Raw genomic sequence first — 14551 nt, 5'->3', positions numbered from 1 at the left:
GAAACACTGTTTCGATGTAGCAGGCACGAGAAGCCGAGAAGCAGGAAAGACTCTGGCTGCAGTGCTGCTTGATGAGGCTTGGCAGTGAATTACGACAATCCGACCACTGGTCCGGGGCAGCCGGTGCAGAGCGCGGCCGACGCCATGTTCAGTCCCATCTGAGGATGCGCGAGGGCATGCTGTCGAGAACAGCGCGTTAGGCCGCAACAAGCGCCGCTGATGCCGGCGTTGCGAGCGGATGGCATCGGCATCTACAAACAACATGAACAGGTCCGAGGAGCTGTTGGATGGAGCCGACGCGCCGCTCGGCCTCACGGCCACTTGCCATCAGCCTGGACCGCATCACCGCATGCGCTATTCTGCGCTGGCTGCCTCTGGCTTGCCGGCACCTGTCGTGGGCCCGAGCCGTTCAGTCGGATCGCGCCTCAGCTTCGACTTCAGCTGCGCTAGTTCAATAAATTCGTCCGCCTGCCGGCGAAGCTCGTCTGCGATCATCGGCGGCTGGATCGCAATGGTGGAGATGACGGTGACACTGACGCCGCGGCGCTGCACCGCTTTAACCAACGAACGGAAGTCGGCGTCACCCGAGAATAGGACCATCTGCTCGATATGCTCGGCGAGTTCCATGGCATCGACTGCCAGCTCGATGTTCATGTTGCCCTTCACCTTACGCCGACCGCTAGCGTCGAGGAACTCCTTGGTTGCCTTGGTGACGACGGTGTAGCCGTTATAGTCCAGCCAGTCGATGAGTGGCCGGATCGACGAATACTCCTGATCCTCAGCAATCGCCGTGTAATAGAACGCCCTCAGCAACGGGCCCCGCCTTCGATACTCCTCGAGCAGGCGCTTGTAGTCGATCTCGAAGCCCAGCGCCTTGGAGGTAGCGTGGAGGTTGGGACCGTCGATAAAGAGGGCGAGCTTTTCGAATCGGGACATGATTGCTCCAACTTCCAAAATGGATGCGCGGGACCGCGCAGGTTGCGCCACTAGCCGTCTGCGAGGAAAAAGCTGGAGGATAGCAACCAGGATTCCTTCCAATGCGCCGGGACGAGATCTATGTCGTGCTCATGCGCCGTGGCAACAACCTCGTTACCTATCCAAGCATCTCATTCGGACCTTCAGCCCGAGGATTGACCACCTCCGATCAGGTCTTTGACACATCATGACCGAGCTTATGGTTCCCCAGTCCAAATGCCGCCGTAGCAAACCAGCGCAGCAACCCGGTCATCAGGGGTTGCGAAGGCTGGTGCAGTTGCGGCCCACAATAGAGTCAGCACCTTGTTCCTAAATCACCCAGGCGGGCCTCTCTTAGAGGTTGACGGATGGACTGTCCCAAGGAATCCACTCGTCTCAAGACAATGAACTGAAGAAGCATAAGCGCTCGAGACAAGCTTATAGCAAGAGCATGCCTTTTGCTCGAGGGAGTTGCGATTATCAATCTGCAAAGCGCCGCGCATCTTGCGAATAAGCCCGTGTTCTTCGAATCGGCCGAGCATCTCACGGCGCAATCCGAAGGCTTCGGAAAGATAGTCATAGGTAACCGGCAGCATACGGGCATCCACAGCATCACTTGCCAAACAGAGCCAGGAGGCCAGCCGCTGTTCGCGATCGTGCCGAACTCCGCACAATCCTGCCTGAACGCACTGAAACGTCAGAGCTTGGATGTACCCAAAGAGATGCTTTCGGATCTCAGGGCGTTCCTTTGTCACTCGACGCAAATCCTCGACATGGATCCGCCGCGCGCTTCCGGCAACGAGCGCGACCGATTGATGCGTCGAAAGGTGCCCTCCCCACAAGAATGAAGCGCCGACCACCCCCCGATATCCTACGACTGCCGTTTCCAGCATGCTTCCCGCCGTGACAATTCTCAGCGAAGCGAGACCCGACTCTATGAAGTAGACGTGCTCGACCTGCTTATTCGGCTCATGCCGAGCCATGCCTTTTTTGATGGTGATCGGCTCGAGCGTCTCCCCTATTGCCGCTAGGTCTTGCAAGGAAAGTCGCGCCAGAATCGCATTCTTGACCAAGGGCCGCTCCTTGGGGTCGACCAAGGGAGGCCAAAGCGTCGGCCGCGTGCTGAACGCCCGCTTGTGAGCTGTACTTTTCGAACAGTCCAGCGCGTCGATGACGGCGGGCAGGTGGTCGGCCATGGTCCCTCTCCTGGTGTGCGTTTTTTGTACCCCGCGCGGTGAGTGGCCCCGCCCCGCCCCTGCGGAGATTGAGAGCGGAGCCTGACCCCTTGCCCTAAAGCGGAAAGCCAAGCTGTGCCATAGACTCACGGGCGTTCTGGTCTTCCGCACGTTTACGATGTCGCGCAAGACAGTTTTAGATCGCGACACAACCAGCTCTTTGAAACGCGCATTCTCCAGCTTGCAACGTTCCGGGTGGCAGCCCTCGTCTGTCAATGCCGATGCTTCGCAGAGAACTTGTTGTCACGGTTCAGTCATGTACATCTAGAATCCACGCGGTTAAGAATGCTCCCACAAAGACCGTACGCAAGGTACAAACAATCCAGCTTCTCGACAGAGTGCGTCATCTTGGCCTCAGATCAGGATCATTTCGTGCGATGCTGAGAGCTTGGGACAGTTTCCATGCGCATGGTCAGAACAAAATATTCGCTTGAGCTCGGCTACGCCGGATGTCGGGATGTGGATGAGCCTCGGCAGCATGTGCTACGTCACCGCAAGCAGCTTCGATCGATGCGACGCCTGCGTGGTCTGTGTCGCCGCAAGTAAGACGAGCAATTCCGCGAAATGGCCCAAAAATAACTAAACCATGACCACACGAAGCGGATTTTTATGACAATCGCGCCGTTCGCATTGTTGACGCGATATGACCGGTCCGGTGGAGGCGAATGGCGCGGGGAATCACCGAATCGTTCCGTCGCAAAACAATCAATCCAGGAGACATGGATGAAGTTAGCGAAGACCTCTGTGATCGCATGCGCCCTTACGGCCTTGCTTGCGGGCCCTGTGCTCGCGCAAGGCCTCTCAGCCGATACCAAGGGTCGCAACGGCGCAGAGAGCGTACAGGGCGGCATGAGCGACGATGAGGATTCGTCTCCTGAACCCCGCGCCGCGAGTCAAACGGCCGGCACGAAGTCGACGAAATCGACCAGGGACACCAAGGGTTCAGCGGGCACCACCGGGACCGCCACGCACAAGGGGATAGCCGGCGGCTCCGCAACCAGCGGCGCGCCGACAAGCGGCAAGCATCAATAACGCGCCCCCTCATCGGCAAAACCTCCGGTCGCGCGCTGCGGCCGGAGGTTTTATGCGGCGCCGATGGGCGACCGCCATGCGACACCGGCGCGATCATCGTTCGCGCCTCCTGTGAGAGCGGTGACTATATCCGTCCAGCGAACCGACGGTTGAATGGCATACGTGCTCGTCGGCGCCCCGATGAAATTGGGGCAGGTGATACTGCGCGCTGGCCGGGCCCATTGTCGGCTCAAGGCGACGACCGGCAGGGAAGAGAAGCTCTGCAGAAGACGACAAACGGCGGATCGCGGGATGCGGCGCGAACCGTATGTTGCTGCCTGAATGCCCTGCCACACGCAGGTGCCGAGTAGACATTGAACCGAATGTGCTTGAGCTGGCTGCAGGAACAATACACGCATCTGCTTTGCAGCGCGTAATCGCTCCCAAACCGATGACCACAGCGGGGCTGCGGTTGGACACGTTGTTCCACGTACGGCGCGAAATAGACGCACGGAGGCTCGATCCAGAACCCGATACTCCTGGCGATGGCCTCCAATGCTCCACACTGACGGGAAACCACTTGGCAAGCGATAATAGTCTCCGTCAATCACTGCGCAGCTGAGAACTTCGGCGAGATCGGGTTTCGGTCGTTCGGCTTCTCGCGACGCAAATTGTTTCGCGCTTTAGAGATCCCGCGCGTTTGTCCGATTCGTACAAAGTTTGCAGCTGCCAGCGCAGCCCACTCTATCAATAACACCATGCAAGCAAGTGCGCTGGAGCGAATAGGTATGAGGCAGGCCAAAGATCATTCGATCTTTAGCGTCTGCTGCGGCACGATGAAAGGTGATTCTATTGCTTGGAGAGCACGCCGGTGGTGGAGACTATTCCTGCTTTTTGCGGCGCTGCCTTTGCTGTGAGGCGGAAGGCGACGGAGGCAGTCGATCACTTTCAATCAAACGCGATCGAAGCATCTGATTTCACGGCCACGTCAGGATCTGAACGCGATATCGCGACAGGAACTTCCTTGTGATCCATACCAAGATCAAATCATGGTACATCATCATGAGTTGATATGACCGATTCACCCAAAGCCCAGACGCATAGTGCCGACGGGCATCACGGCGCCGCTGCGGCACGCGACCTTCAGGCGCATCTGGCTTGCGAGCCTCTTGTCTAATGTCGGCATCTTGATTCAAGGCGTTGGTGCCGCCTGGGCTATGACGCAGATGACGTCGTCGGCTGACAAGGTCGCGTTGGTGCAGACTGCACTCTTACTGCCAGTGATGTTGATTTCGATGCCAGCCGGGGCGATCGCGGATATGTATGACCGCCGTATCGTGGCGCTGGCCTCCCTTGGATTGGCGCTCGTCGGGGCGACCGGGTTGACGCTAGTCGCTTGGCTTGGCTTGGCTTGGCTTGGCTTGGCTTGGCCACGCCAAACCTCTTGCTGATGCTTTGCCTCGTTGTCGGCAGTGGTATGGCGCTGATGGGGCCCGCCTGGCAATCGTCGGTTAGTGAACAAGTTCCGCTGGAAGCACAGGTGCCTGCGGCCATCGCACTGAATGGCATCAGCTACAACATTGCGCGGAGTGTAGGTCCGGCAATCGGCGGGGTCGTGGTGGCAACCGGGGGTGCGGTGGCGGCATTTGCGCTCAACACGTTGCTCTATCTGCCGCTGATGATCGCGTTGTTGCTCTGGAAACGTATCAGCACGCCCCCGCGCCTGCCGCCTGAAAGATTGAGCCGGGCGATGGTGTCTGGCGTACGCTATATCAGCAATTCACCATCGATCAAGATTGTGCTCACCCGCAGTCTGGTGACCGGCATCGTTGGCGGTGCAATCACCGCTCTAATGCCGCTGGTAGCACGCGATCTCTTGCATAGCGACGCCCAAACCTACGGCATCATGCTTGGCGCCTTTGGTCTGGGTGCGGTGGTCGGCGCATTGAATATCACCGAACTGCGCCGGCGGTTGAGCGGCGAGGCGGCGATCCGCGCCTGTGCGCTGTCCATGGGCGCGGCAATCGCTGCGGTTGCGCTCAGCCGCGAACCGGTGTTGACCGCAGCAGCACTCGTCCTGGCGGGGGCTGTGTGGATGATGGTGTGGGCGGTATTCAACATTGGGGTGCAGCTGTCGGCGCCGCGCTGGGTGGCCGGACGCTCGCTTGCAGCCTATCAGGCGGCGAGCTCAGGCGGAATTGCCGTCGGCAGCTGGGGTTGGGGCCGTCTGACCGACGCGGCCGGCGTCGAAACCGCGCTGCTGGTGGCGGCCGGCCTGATGCTCGCCTCACCACTCATCGGCCATTGGCTGCCCATGCCCCGTATCGGCGCACGCGGTGAAGAGCCTGAGCCGCTCGCCGATCCCGAGGTACGACTCGCCTTGACCGGACGCAGCGGCCCGCTCGTCGTCGAGATCGAATACCGCGTTGCACAGGAGAATGCGAGAGCGTTTCATAATGTGATGCAAGACGTTCAATTGTCTCGTCAGCGCAACGGCGCCTACGGCTGGTCGATTGCGCGGGATATTGCCGATCCGGAATTGTGGACCGAGCGCTATCACTGTCCGACCTGGCTCGACTACTTGCGTTCGCGGAACCGCTCCACGCGATCGGAACGCACACTAGAGCAGCGGGCCATTCACTTCCACGTCGGCCCTGCGCCGGTACGGGTCCGCCGCATGCTGGAAAGGCCGTTCGGCTCGGTGCGCTCGAACGACGACACGACCGAGCGCGCGACCGGTGAAATGGGAGCGGAAATCGCAAACCCGCCAAAGGCACTCCGTAGCCGGCCGCTCCGCACCATCAAGTGACCCAGCTTGCTGGCAGGGTTGGGCCCGACGACAGCAATCGACGCGCGTCACACGAAAGAAGGTACCCAATATGGACGCTCTGTACATTGCTCTCGCGACAATCTGCAGGAGCGTCGGACCGAGAAAGCGACAATCGCGGGGAGATTTCCGTCGAGAGCGACGAAAGGCCCGGGCTTTTGTCCACTCTTTTTCAAAACTCACGCTTGCTGCACCTTCGGTGGCTTCGTAGTCGGCCAGCCGTACATTTCCAGCATTTTGGCCGCGTCGTCGAGCTGATCCAGCAATACGTCGTGCTCACGACGTGCCGTCGGCAGACACGCGATTTCCCGGGTTACGAACCTCGGTTCCACCCGAGGCGTTTTTCTGGTCATTCCGAAACTCGTTCTGCTCTTCTCCTGCCGAACTTCAACAAAGTACGGCCGAATAACGCCGCAAAAATGCAGCGCAACCCGGGCAACGCAGAAATAGCGCAATCAAAAGCGCATAGCTTGCTTGCGAAACTCAAAGTGACGAACTGCCGCTTCGGTCTCTTCTTAGGTGCATTCGAGGGTGATTCATGGGCAATCATGACCTTGTCTCCGGTAGCCTCCTCGCGCTGACCGCAACCAGCTTCGCGCTACTCTGCTCGAGCTTGCTCGTCTTTGCCTTCATTTGAAGCCGTGCTGGTTGCCTGGCTCGCGCTATCGGGGCGATCAGGCTGTCGGAGCATGAAGTGCTTCTACGCCCCCCAAGGGACAAGGTTCGCACGACCTGAACGACCGTCTCTGCTTTCGGCTCAGCCGAGCGCTTGGTCTCAAGTGGTGGCGCTTCAGACGCGACAAGCTCCGTACGTTCCGGACTGATCTAGTCCTTTCAGAAACGCTCTGTTCAGTTAGTGTCCGGCAAGACAATCCTGCCACTGAGCTTGTGGGCGGTATGGGATCGGACGCGCGGCGAAGATGAGACTGGACGAAGGTTGTGTACGTTCTCGTTGCTTACTCCCGTGCGCGTCGGCTCGTTGCCCTGCGGGAACGACATCGTACTATTTCTGAGCGAGGAGCGGTCTGCCGGCAGCTCCCGAACCTGGTCTCATCAGGTCAAGGTCGGTTCCTGCTCGCTCGTGGCGGTGCAATCGAACGGTTTGATGCGCGATCATGACTTGATATCTGGTTGCTTCCTGGCACTAACCGCCGCCGGGGTCGCCCTGCTCTGCTCGAGCTTACTCGCCGTTGCGTTCACCCTGTGAGGACCGCCCCATGAAATCACTCAAGCTGATCGGCTTTGCACTTGGAGCATCGATTGCAATGTCGACCGCGGCGTTGGCTGAGGAAATCACCATCGCGGTCGCCGGACCAATAACCGGCGGCGAGTCCGCCTTCGGGCGGCAAATGAAGAACGGTGCCGAGATGGCGGTAGAGCAGATCAACGCTTCAGGCGGCGTACTCGGCAAGAAGCTCGCCCTCGACATCGAGGACGATGCCTGCGATCCCAAGCAGGCGCGATCGGTATCGGAAAAGGTCGCTGCCGCTAAGATCCCGTTCGTTGCTGGGCAATTTTGCTCTTCGTCATCGATCCCAGCCTCGGAAGCCTATGCGGATGGCGGTGTGCTGCAGATTACGCCGGCCTCGACCAACCCACTTTTCACCGAGCGCAAGCTATGGAACGTGGCACGCGTCTGCGGCCGCGACGACCAGCAGGGGCAGGTTGCCGCCCGGTACATCACGAAGCACTTCGGCGGCAAGAACATCGCAATTCTGAATGACAAGACCACTTATGGTAAGGGACTCGCCGACGAGACGAAGAAAGCACTCAACAAGGCCGGCATCACTGAGAAGATGTACGAGTCCTATAACAAGGGCGACAAGGATTTCAATGCAATTGTCTCGCGACTGAAGCATGACAATATCGACCTCGTCTATGTCGGCGGCTATCACCAGGAAGCAGGCCTTATCTTGCGCCAGATGCGCGATCAGGGCCTGAAGACCGTACTCATGTCGGGTGACGCCTTGGCCTGACAAGGAATTTGCCTCTATCACCGGCGCAACTGGAGCAGGTACGCTCTTCACCTTCGGACCCGACCCGCGCAAGAAGTCGACAGCAGCTGCGATCGTCGATAAATTCAAGGCCAAGAACATCGATCCCGAAGGCTACACGCTTTATACTTACGCTGCGGTGCAGGTCTGGATGCAAGCCGCAACCAAAGTCGCCACCATCGACCCAAAGAAGGTGATGGACACGATCAAAGCGGGCTCTTGGGACACTGTGATCGGCACACTGGAATACGACGCCAAAGGAGACATCAAGCAGCTCGACTATGTCGTTTATAGGTGGGACGACAAAGGCGGCTACAGCGAGACTGACCCGACCGCATTCTGACGCATCCTGGCGCGAGACATCAAAGTCAGCGTCCCCACGGAGGGTCGGACGGTAATGCCGATTGATTGCTAAGATAGCAAGCTGCGGCCGGAAGAAATTGAATGTCTGAGCTCGGCCTATGCTCGGACCCTGCGCTCGCTCTGCCTGGTTGATTGAGACGATCCTATCGCCGGAATCATCGCAAAAAGGTCATCGAGGTCGGCGTAAGCGGGGTTGGCGATCCAGCGGGGATATCAAAGCGCGCCATCGAGCGGCTTGGTGTCCGCAGACCGCCATCGGTCCAAAGCGGGCACGCCCATGCGCAGTGTTGATCCTATTCCCGGACGCATAGTCTGCCACGGGTTCAATGCTCACGGGCTGGACTAAATGGCAGCTGGTCACTTGGCCCTAGGCAGATCTTTTGTGGCGAGCACGAGAGGTGTCGCTCGCCGGACTGCGGTCATCGGTTTCGGCTTATGGAGAGTTTCGACTATCGGACCGCGCGACGCGCGTTAGCTCAGGCACTCATCGTTCCACGAAGATGCTCGACCGGCAATTACGCGGCCCCGCCCCGTGGAAATCAAGGGCGGGGCCGCTCCCCCCGGGGAGGCCGCGCCGCCGATGACAATTGAAAGTCCAACTGCGATCTTCTGTCATTTATCTCATACGCCCAAGCGATTCACCTAGACCGCGGCTTTCGATCCTCAGTAACTTCCGCGACGTGCCGCAAGACCAGTTGAGAAAGCTGCACAACCAGATCTTTGAGACGCGCTATTTCCTGCCTGCACCGCGCCAACTCACATTCTTCTTCTGTCACTTTCGATACTTCATAGCGGTCCCCAGCCGCATGATTCATGTTGGACCTCAATCCGAGCAGGTAGTCACGAACGACAGCTAAAACATATCGTACCCCCGCACAATGCCAGAAAGCCCGTATTTTTACGTGGATAAACACCGTACGAAACGATCAAACGATATCGCCATCTCGGGTCAGTGTGCCATCGCAGCTACAGATCTGAGCGTATCGTACAGAATCTCCCTGCCTGGCATGAGGGGCCGCGATCGAACTTTGTTCTTCTTCGAGTCCGGGCTTGCGCGGCGACCTCAATTGCCCCCGGCTGATCCGCGATCCACCAACCTGGAAACCATGCTCTATCCTGGGCCGCTTCGATCGCCGCTTCGTTGGGACCTTTCGCGGTCATACTCCATAGTTATCGAAGGCTCTTCGGTGCAGCGGAGGTCCACATCATGCGCGCAGTTCTATCTCGCGAAATGTCCGTTCCTTCCTTGATTGAGCGGTGACCACACTCGCACTCGCACCGACTACGCCGCGCGATTGCATCGCCAACTCCATGGTGGGAATTGAGTTTGTTTGCGATACGAAAGATGTCAGTTGAGCCGACGTCAGCAAAGCCTTCCTGAACATTGACATCTGGTCGCTTTGGGCGACTGCGGCTGTGCTTTGGCGGGATTGCGCTCCCAAGAACGAGCTCGGCTCGAAAACATGTAGCACACCATCAAACGTTTTGCGAATGGCGAGTACTTGGCGCGCCAGGGAGACCGGCCTCTCAGCTGTGGCGTCGTGATCGGTGGCTTTCTGTCTCGTCAAAGAGTGGCGTCCGATCGAAATCAGATAACGTCCTTCTATGTACCGGGGAATATCCTAGATTTGCATACTCTTCACCTGCCGGAAATGGATCGCGATCTCTGCAGCATTGGCACGAGCACTATTGCCCTTGTGCCTCACTCATACCTCAAGGATGTCTCTGCAAGGTCCGCTGGGCTCATTCACGCATTTTGGCGAGAGACGCTGATTCACTCGGCTATCTATCGCGAATGCATCGAAAAGCTTGGCTCCCCAGAGGCGCTGCCTCGACTTTCGCACTTCTTTGCGAGATTGCTGCGCGGCTTGAGCTCGTGGGGCTGCTGGACAATGGTCGCCTTCATGTCCCTTTCACACAGCAAGACATCGCCGATGCATGCGGCCTTTCGACCGTGCATGTAAACCGGACAATCCAGGAGCTTCGGCACAGAAAGCTTATTGAATGGAACGGTCATGCTGTCGATCTTCTTCAGCGCGATCGGCTCGAATTGCTAGCGGAATTCCGCCCCTCATATCTCCTGCGCTGAATTGCCTCGGGTCTGCGCACTCTTCGCGCCAAAGCAAATCGACGAACGCCCCAGTGCCGACCCGCTCCGAATCTATTCGACTTGCAGTCGCGTTTGTCAGGTTGGTGTTGGCTCCAATTATTTGCACGCAGTTGCGGCCTGCGACCAGCCTGAGGTTGCCGTCACGAAGCTTCGTCGCTGTAGAGGCCTCTGCGGAGAGTACGACAAATCGAGCCGGAGAAATCGCTCAATGTTCACGTGGTACAAACCCCATGCACCTAAGCAGATGCGACATGCACCCTTGCGGATCGCGCATTACTTAGCTGCCCGCGAGAGATCGGGTGGATTTTCATGGTGCACGCCGCAGCTCAAGCGACTTGATTCGCACCTAGCGTCACGTTGTAGCATTTCAAAGCAGGACGCGAAGGGTTCCGGGCGATCTGGCGGGGCCGCTCGGCCAGAGGCGTGACAACGATACCCATGAGGTCGACGCTGCTCTAGGAGGATCTTCGAAATCATGCCGATCAGATGAGTGACGATGAACAGATGATCCGGGTGTCCGTGCATTCGGTGAATATCGACTTGGTAAAAGAGAAGCAACACCAGACTATTCGACATCGATCCTTTCTAGAATTTGCGGTGAACGCTTCGCCGCAAACAACCGTCGGCAGCCCTCCCTCTGTCGACGGGAGCTGGCGCGACGCTTAGCAGCCTCGTGCGCCCAGACTGACTTCCGTCCGGCCCTCGAAATGAGGCCGGGCTTTTTTTCCGCATGATGTGCGGCTTTGATGTTCTGCCACCCGGCGCTTGGTGGGTTGCGAAGAATTCGGGAGATTCGATAGCCTTGGTCTGCAAAACGCGAGCCGCATGGCCTTAATCCAAGAAACTCGCGAGCGCCGCTCATCACACCAGGGACGCAGGTTAGCTGGACCGGACAACTGCCTGCCTGATCCCATAATTCTATTCGATGGTCTCGCGGCTTCTGAAGAGCCATTAGTTATATTCATGCGGTTGCGGCTTGGATGGCCTTGAATCGTACGTAACGTCACATTGTACGATCTTGCGGTAGTTCACGATGATACTCGGGAGATGATCAGCTGAGCGAAACCACACCGGACAGTCTTGGGTAATCGTACAACTGCTGCGCGTTCACTACGGCAGCTGTCTCAGGCAGCCGGTCACTGATGAATGGGGCTTTGATTGCGCATCGTCGATATTTGTTGCTAAGGGCGGGATCATGAGGGCCGATATCGTTGATGTATGCGTAATCGGGAGTGGTGCGAGCGGCTCGACCGTTGCTTACGAGATCGCCCAGCACGGTTTGCGAGTGCTCCTCCTCGAGGAAGGTCGGGCGCTTCCTCCCGACGCCTCGCTGGCGAGCGTCCAAGATAGTATGGATACCGCGCTGGTGAAGTCTGCGGAAGATACGTTGACGCCGTTTGGACGTCCTTGGACCGCGTGCGCGCTCGGCGGCGGAATGACTTTGTACGCCGGAATAGCCTTCCGCTATCGGACCACCGATTTTGACGCGCGAGCGCGCGTGGCCGGAGACGCGCTTGACCCTACCTGGCCGATCAATTACGCCGAACTACGTCCGTTTTACGAGGAGCTAGAACGGCGCATGGGAGTGGCCCGCCTGGCCGGCGCAGATCGGTTCGAACCACCGAGCGATCCTCCCGTTCTGCCCCCGCATGATTACAGCGCGAAGGGGCGGCTGATCGCCGATGCCGCCGGGCGCCTCGGCCAGTTACCGTTTCCCACCCCATTGGCTATCAACTCCGTACCCTATCGCGGCCGGCCAGCCTGCCATTGCAACGGAGCTTGCAACGAGCATCTGTGTCCTACCGGCGCGCGGGCCGACGCACGCTCGCCATTCACGGATGTCGCCCTTCCGCCCGGCGCGCTGACAGTTGCACCCGGCAGCAAGGCTGTGCGCATCGACCTGGCTAACGTCAGCCGCGCGGATTCCGTGGAATGGCTGGATACTCTCAGCCGACAACGCGCTCGGATCCGCTGCCGCTGCGTGGTGCTCGCCGGCAATGCAGTGCAGTCTGCCGCCCTGCTGCTAAGGTCGGCTCAGCGGGCGGCGCCCAACGGCATCGGCAACGCCTCCGGCATGGTCGGTAGTGGTATCTCGTTCAAGATCAGCGGCTACGTGTCCGGCAGCACCGCAATAGATGCAATGCCCGCACGCCCCGCCGGCGGCCCATTCTCCACCGTTGCGATTTCCGATCACTACCTGGACGACGAGGCTCCTTCGGGACTCGGCGGAATGATCTACGAAGCAAGTCGGGTTGAGCGCACGGACTGCGACGGGAAAATAACACTACGGCTGCATTTCCTGGCGGCCGACCAGCCGATGCGGAACAATGCGGTCCGACTGGCTACCAGCCTGGACCGGCTGGGTTTGCCGAAGATCATTCTCGATTACCGGACCCATCCGCTGGACATACGTCGATTAGGCTATTTGTGCCGACGTGCGTCGAACGTGCTGTCGGAGGCCGGGGCGAAACAGGTCGAGTATCAGGACTCCAATTATCAGTTTGGCAGCGGACACCTGCATGGTGGCTGCCGTGCCGGTGTCGACCCGACCCAATCCGTGGTCGACCGCTGGGGCCGGGTACATGACATCGACAATCTTTACGTCGCGGATGGCGGCTTCTTTCCCTATTCGGGAGGCGTCAATCCGACATTCACCATTCAGGCGAACGCGTTACGGATCGCTCGAAGAATAGTCACGCAGCTCGCCTAAGGGCATGATTATCAAACGGAGACGGCTCATGTCCATCGCCACCCCGACTGCTCCTGCGGCCGTGACCGACGCGCGCGGATCACCACTACGCCGCGCGCTGCGCGTCACCGCGTCGGAGAAGTGGGATCTCAACAGGCGCTTTCCGGTCGTAATGACGCGCGCTTCGGGTGCGCATGCATGGGACATCAATGGAAGGCAATATGTCGATCTAACCTCCTGTAGTGGAGCTGCGCCGCTAGGAGCCGGATACGAGCCGGTCGTGGAGCACGCAGCCGCCGAGATGCGCCGTACTGGCGGCATATTGCCCGGCCCCCTGTCCGTGCATCGGGTCGAATTGGCGGAGCGGTTGGCGGAGATCTTCCCCGTCGCGGAACGTTCAATGTTCTTCCGCACAGGATCGTGTGCGACCACCGCCGCCGTCCGCCTTGCCCGCGCGTTCACAGGCCTGAACCATGTGCTTACCAGCGGATATCATGGCTGGCACGACTGGCAGTTGCAGGACCGGCCCGAGATGGGGTTGCCCAATCGGGATCGAGACAGCGTGGATTTCCGCTACAATCTGGACTTGCTCGACGAGCTGGCAAGTGTCCAGCGCGTCGCCGCGGTGATCATCACTCCGGAAGTCAACTTCTTTCCGCCCGAATACCATCAGGAATTGCAAAGGCTGGTGCATCGGCACGGCGCCTTGCTCATCCTTGACGAGGTGATGACCGGATTCCGCTACGGCATTGGCGGCTACCACATGGCGGTCGGCCTCACGCCCGACCTGATCACGCTAAGCAAAGGATTGGCCAATTGGAATGGCACTGTCCGCGGTCGCGGGGCGCGCGGACGTGCTCGCCGCCGCCGAGAAGACATACATGGGCAACACTTACCAGCGCGAGGTTACCCCGTTCGCAGCCGCACTGAGCACCCTGCACGCGCTGCGCGACGGGACCGTGCTGGCCCGGATGCGCGAGGTTGGCGATCAACTGATCAAGGGGCTTAACGAGGTCTTCGCCAGACAGCAGGTCGCGGCATGGGCATTCGCCTGGCCGACTATGTTCGATGTCGTATTTGCCAACGCCGAACTTGGCCACGGCTTTTTCCAGGAGATGTGGGCGCGGGGCTTTCTTATGCAGTACGGCGGCCGCTTCATGCCGTCGGCGGCGCTATCCGGCGCCGATGTGCAGGCGGCCATCGAAGCCGCTGGAGAGGCTTTGCCGGCGGCGCTATCCCGCACGGAAAACATCGGCGGCGATCCGGATCCAGTCGCAGCCGCTGTACGGTTCGCCAGGGACCATTTCGTGGCCACTCCGGGGGCGGTTCGGCGCTGGTTCACCGCGCCCGGCTGCGGATGAGCACGCA

General features: G+C 59.2%; 8 protein-coding genes and 2 pseudogenes. 7 read left to right on the top strand and 3 right to left on the bottom strand.

The features are described 5' to 3' along the window. Window positions 1-354: 354 nt before the first annotated feature. Together ACVW17_RS16785 and ACVW17_RS16780 are read right to left on the bottom strand one after the other, a co-directional pair. Window positions 355-936, bottom strand: coding sequence for a LabA-like NYN domain-containing protein (locus ACVW17_RS16785; RefSeq protein WP_456797619.1), 582 nt, complete (start codon window positions 934-936; stop codon window positions 355-357). Between the two features lie 353 nt (window positions 937-1289). Continuing rightward, window positions 1290-2150, bottom strand: coding sequence for a Crp/Fnr family transcriptional regulator (locus ACVW17_RS16780; RefSeq protein ID WP_456797618.1), 861 nt, complete (start codon window positions 2148-2150; stop codon window positions 1290-1292). A gap of 762 nt (window positions 2151-2912) precedes the next feature. Here ACVW17_RS16780 and ACVW17_RS16775 point away from each other — a divergent pair. Continuing rightward, window positions 2913-3221 carry a hypothetical protein gene (locus ACVW17_RS16775; RefSeq protein ID WP_456797617.1) on the top strand — a complete coding sequence of 103 codons (309 nt, stop codon included), beginning with the start codon at window positions 2913-2915 and terminating at the stop codon, window positions 3219-3221. Window positions 3222-4272: 1051 nt separating this feature from the next. Beyond that, window positions 4273-6009, top strand: a pseudogene (locus ACVW17_RS16770) (MFS transporter). Between the two features lie 197 nt (window positions 6010-6206). Here ACVW17_RS16770 and ACVW17_RS16765 read toward each other — a convergent pair. Next, entirely contained in the window at window positions 6207-6380 is a 174-nt protein-coding gene (locus ACVW17_RS16765; RefSeq protein ID WP_456797616.1) for a hypothetical protein, read from the bottom strand. 864 nt (window positions 6381-7244) lie between these two features. Here ACVW17_RS16765 and ACVW17_RS16760 point away from each other — a divergent pair. From ACVW17_RS16760 to ACVW17_RS16740, 5 genes and pseudogenes are all read left to right on the top strand, one after another. Then, window positions 7245-8364: pseudogene (locus ACVW17_RS16760) on the top strand (branched-chain amino acid ABC transporter substrate-binding protein). Between the two features lie 1815 nt (window positions 8365-10179). Then, entirely contained in the window at window positions 10180-10473 is a 294-nt protein-coding gene (locus ACVW17_RS16755; RefSeq protein ID WP_456797615.1) for a Crp/Fnr family transcriptional regulator, read from the top strand. Window positions 10474-11689: 1216 nt separating this feature from the next. Continuing rightward, window positions 11690-13204, top strand: coding sequence for an FAD-dependent oxidoreductase (locus ACVW17_RS16750; protein WP_456797614.1), 1515 nt, complete (start codon window positions 11690-11692; stop codon window positions 13202-13204). 28 nt (window positions 13205-13232) lie between these two features. Beyond that, window positions 13233-14192 carry an aminotransferase class III-fold pyridoxal phosphate-dependent enzyme gene (locus ACVW17_RS16745; protein ID WP_456797613.1) on the top strand — a complete coding sequence of 320 codons (960 nt, stop codon included), beginning with the start codon at window positions 13233-13235 and terminating at the stop codon, window positions 14190-14192. Further along, a complete protein-coding gene (locus ACVW17_RS16740) occupies window positions 14155-14544 on the top strand; it encodes a hypothetical protein (RefSeq protein WP_456797612.1) in 390 nt (129 codons plus the stop codon). The genes ACVW17_RS16745 and ACVW17_RS16740 overlap by 38 nt, the downstream gene beginning before the upstream one ends. The last annotated feature ends 7 nt before the right edge of the window (window positions 14545-14551 follow it).

The organism is Bradyrhizobium sp. USDA 4473, from assembly GCF_054063335.1.
Note: the sequence above shows the minus strand (reverse complement) of the source record. Positions and strands in the feature narration are given on the sequence as shown.

Bases quoted from the DNA above. Each gene is read 5' to 3' on its own strand.
- ACVW17_RS16785 (WP_456797619.1), bottom strand. From the start codon at position 936: ATGTCCCGATTCGAAAAGCTCGCCCTCTTTATCGACGGTCCCAACCTC.
- ACVW17_RS16780 (WP_456797618.1), bottom strand. From the start codon at position 2,150: ATGGCCGACCACCTGCCCGCCGTCATCGACGCGCTGGACTGTTCGAAA.
- ACVW17_RS16775 (WP_456797617.1), top strand. From the start codon at position 2,913: ATGAAGTTAGCGAAGACCTCTGTGATCGCATGCGCCCTTACGGCCTTG.
- ACVW17_RS16765 (WP_456797616.1), bottom strand. From the start codon at position 6,380: ATGACCAGAAAAACGCCTCGGGTGGAACCGAGGTTCGTAACCCGGGAA.
- ACVW17_RS16755 (WP_456797615.1), top strand. From the start codon at position 10,180: ATGCATCGAAAAGCTTGGCTCCCCAGAGGCGCTGCCTCGACTTTCGCA.
- ACVW17_RS16750 (WP_456797614.1), top strand. From the start codon at position 11,690: ATGAGGGCCGATATCGTTGATGTATGCGTAATCGGGAGTGGTGCGAGC.
- ACVW17_RS16745 (WP_456797613.1), top strand. From the start codon at position 13,233: ATGTCCATCGCCACCCCGACTGCTCCTGCGGCCGTGACCGACGCGCGC.
- ACVW17_RS16740 (WP_456797612.1), top strand. From the start codon at position 14,155: ATGCGCGAGGTTGGCGATCAACTGATCAAGGGGCTTAACGAGGTCTTC.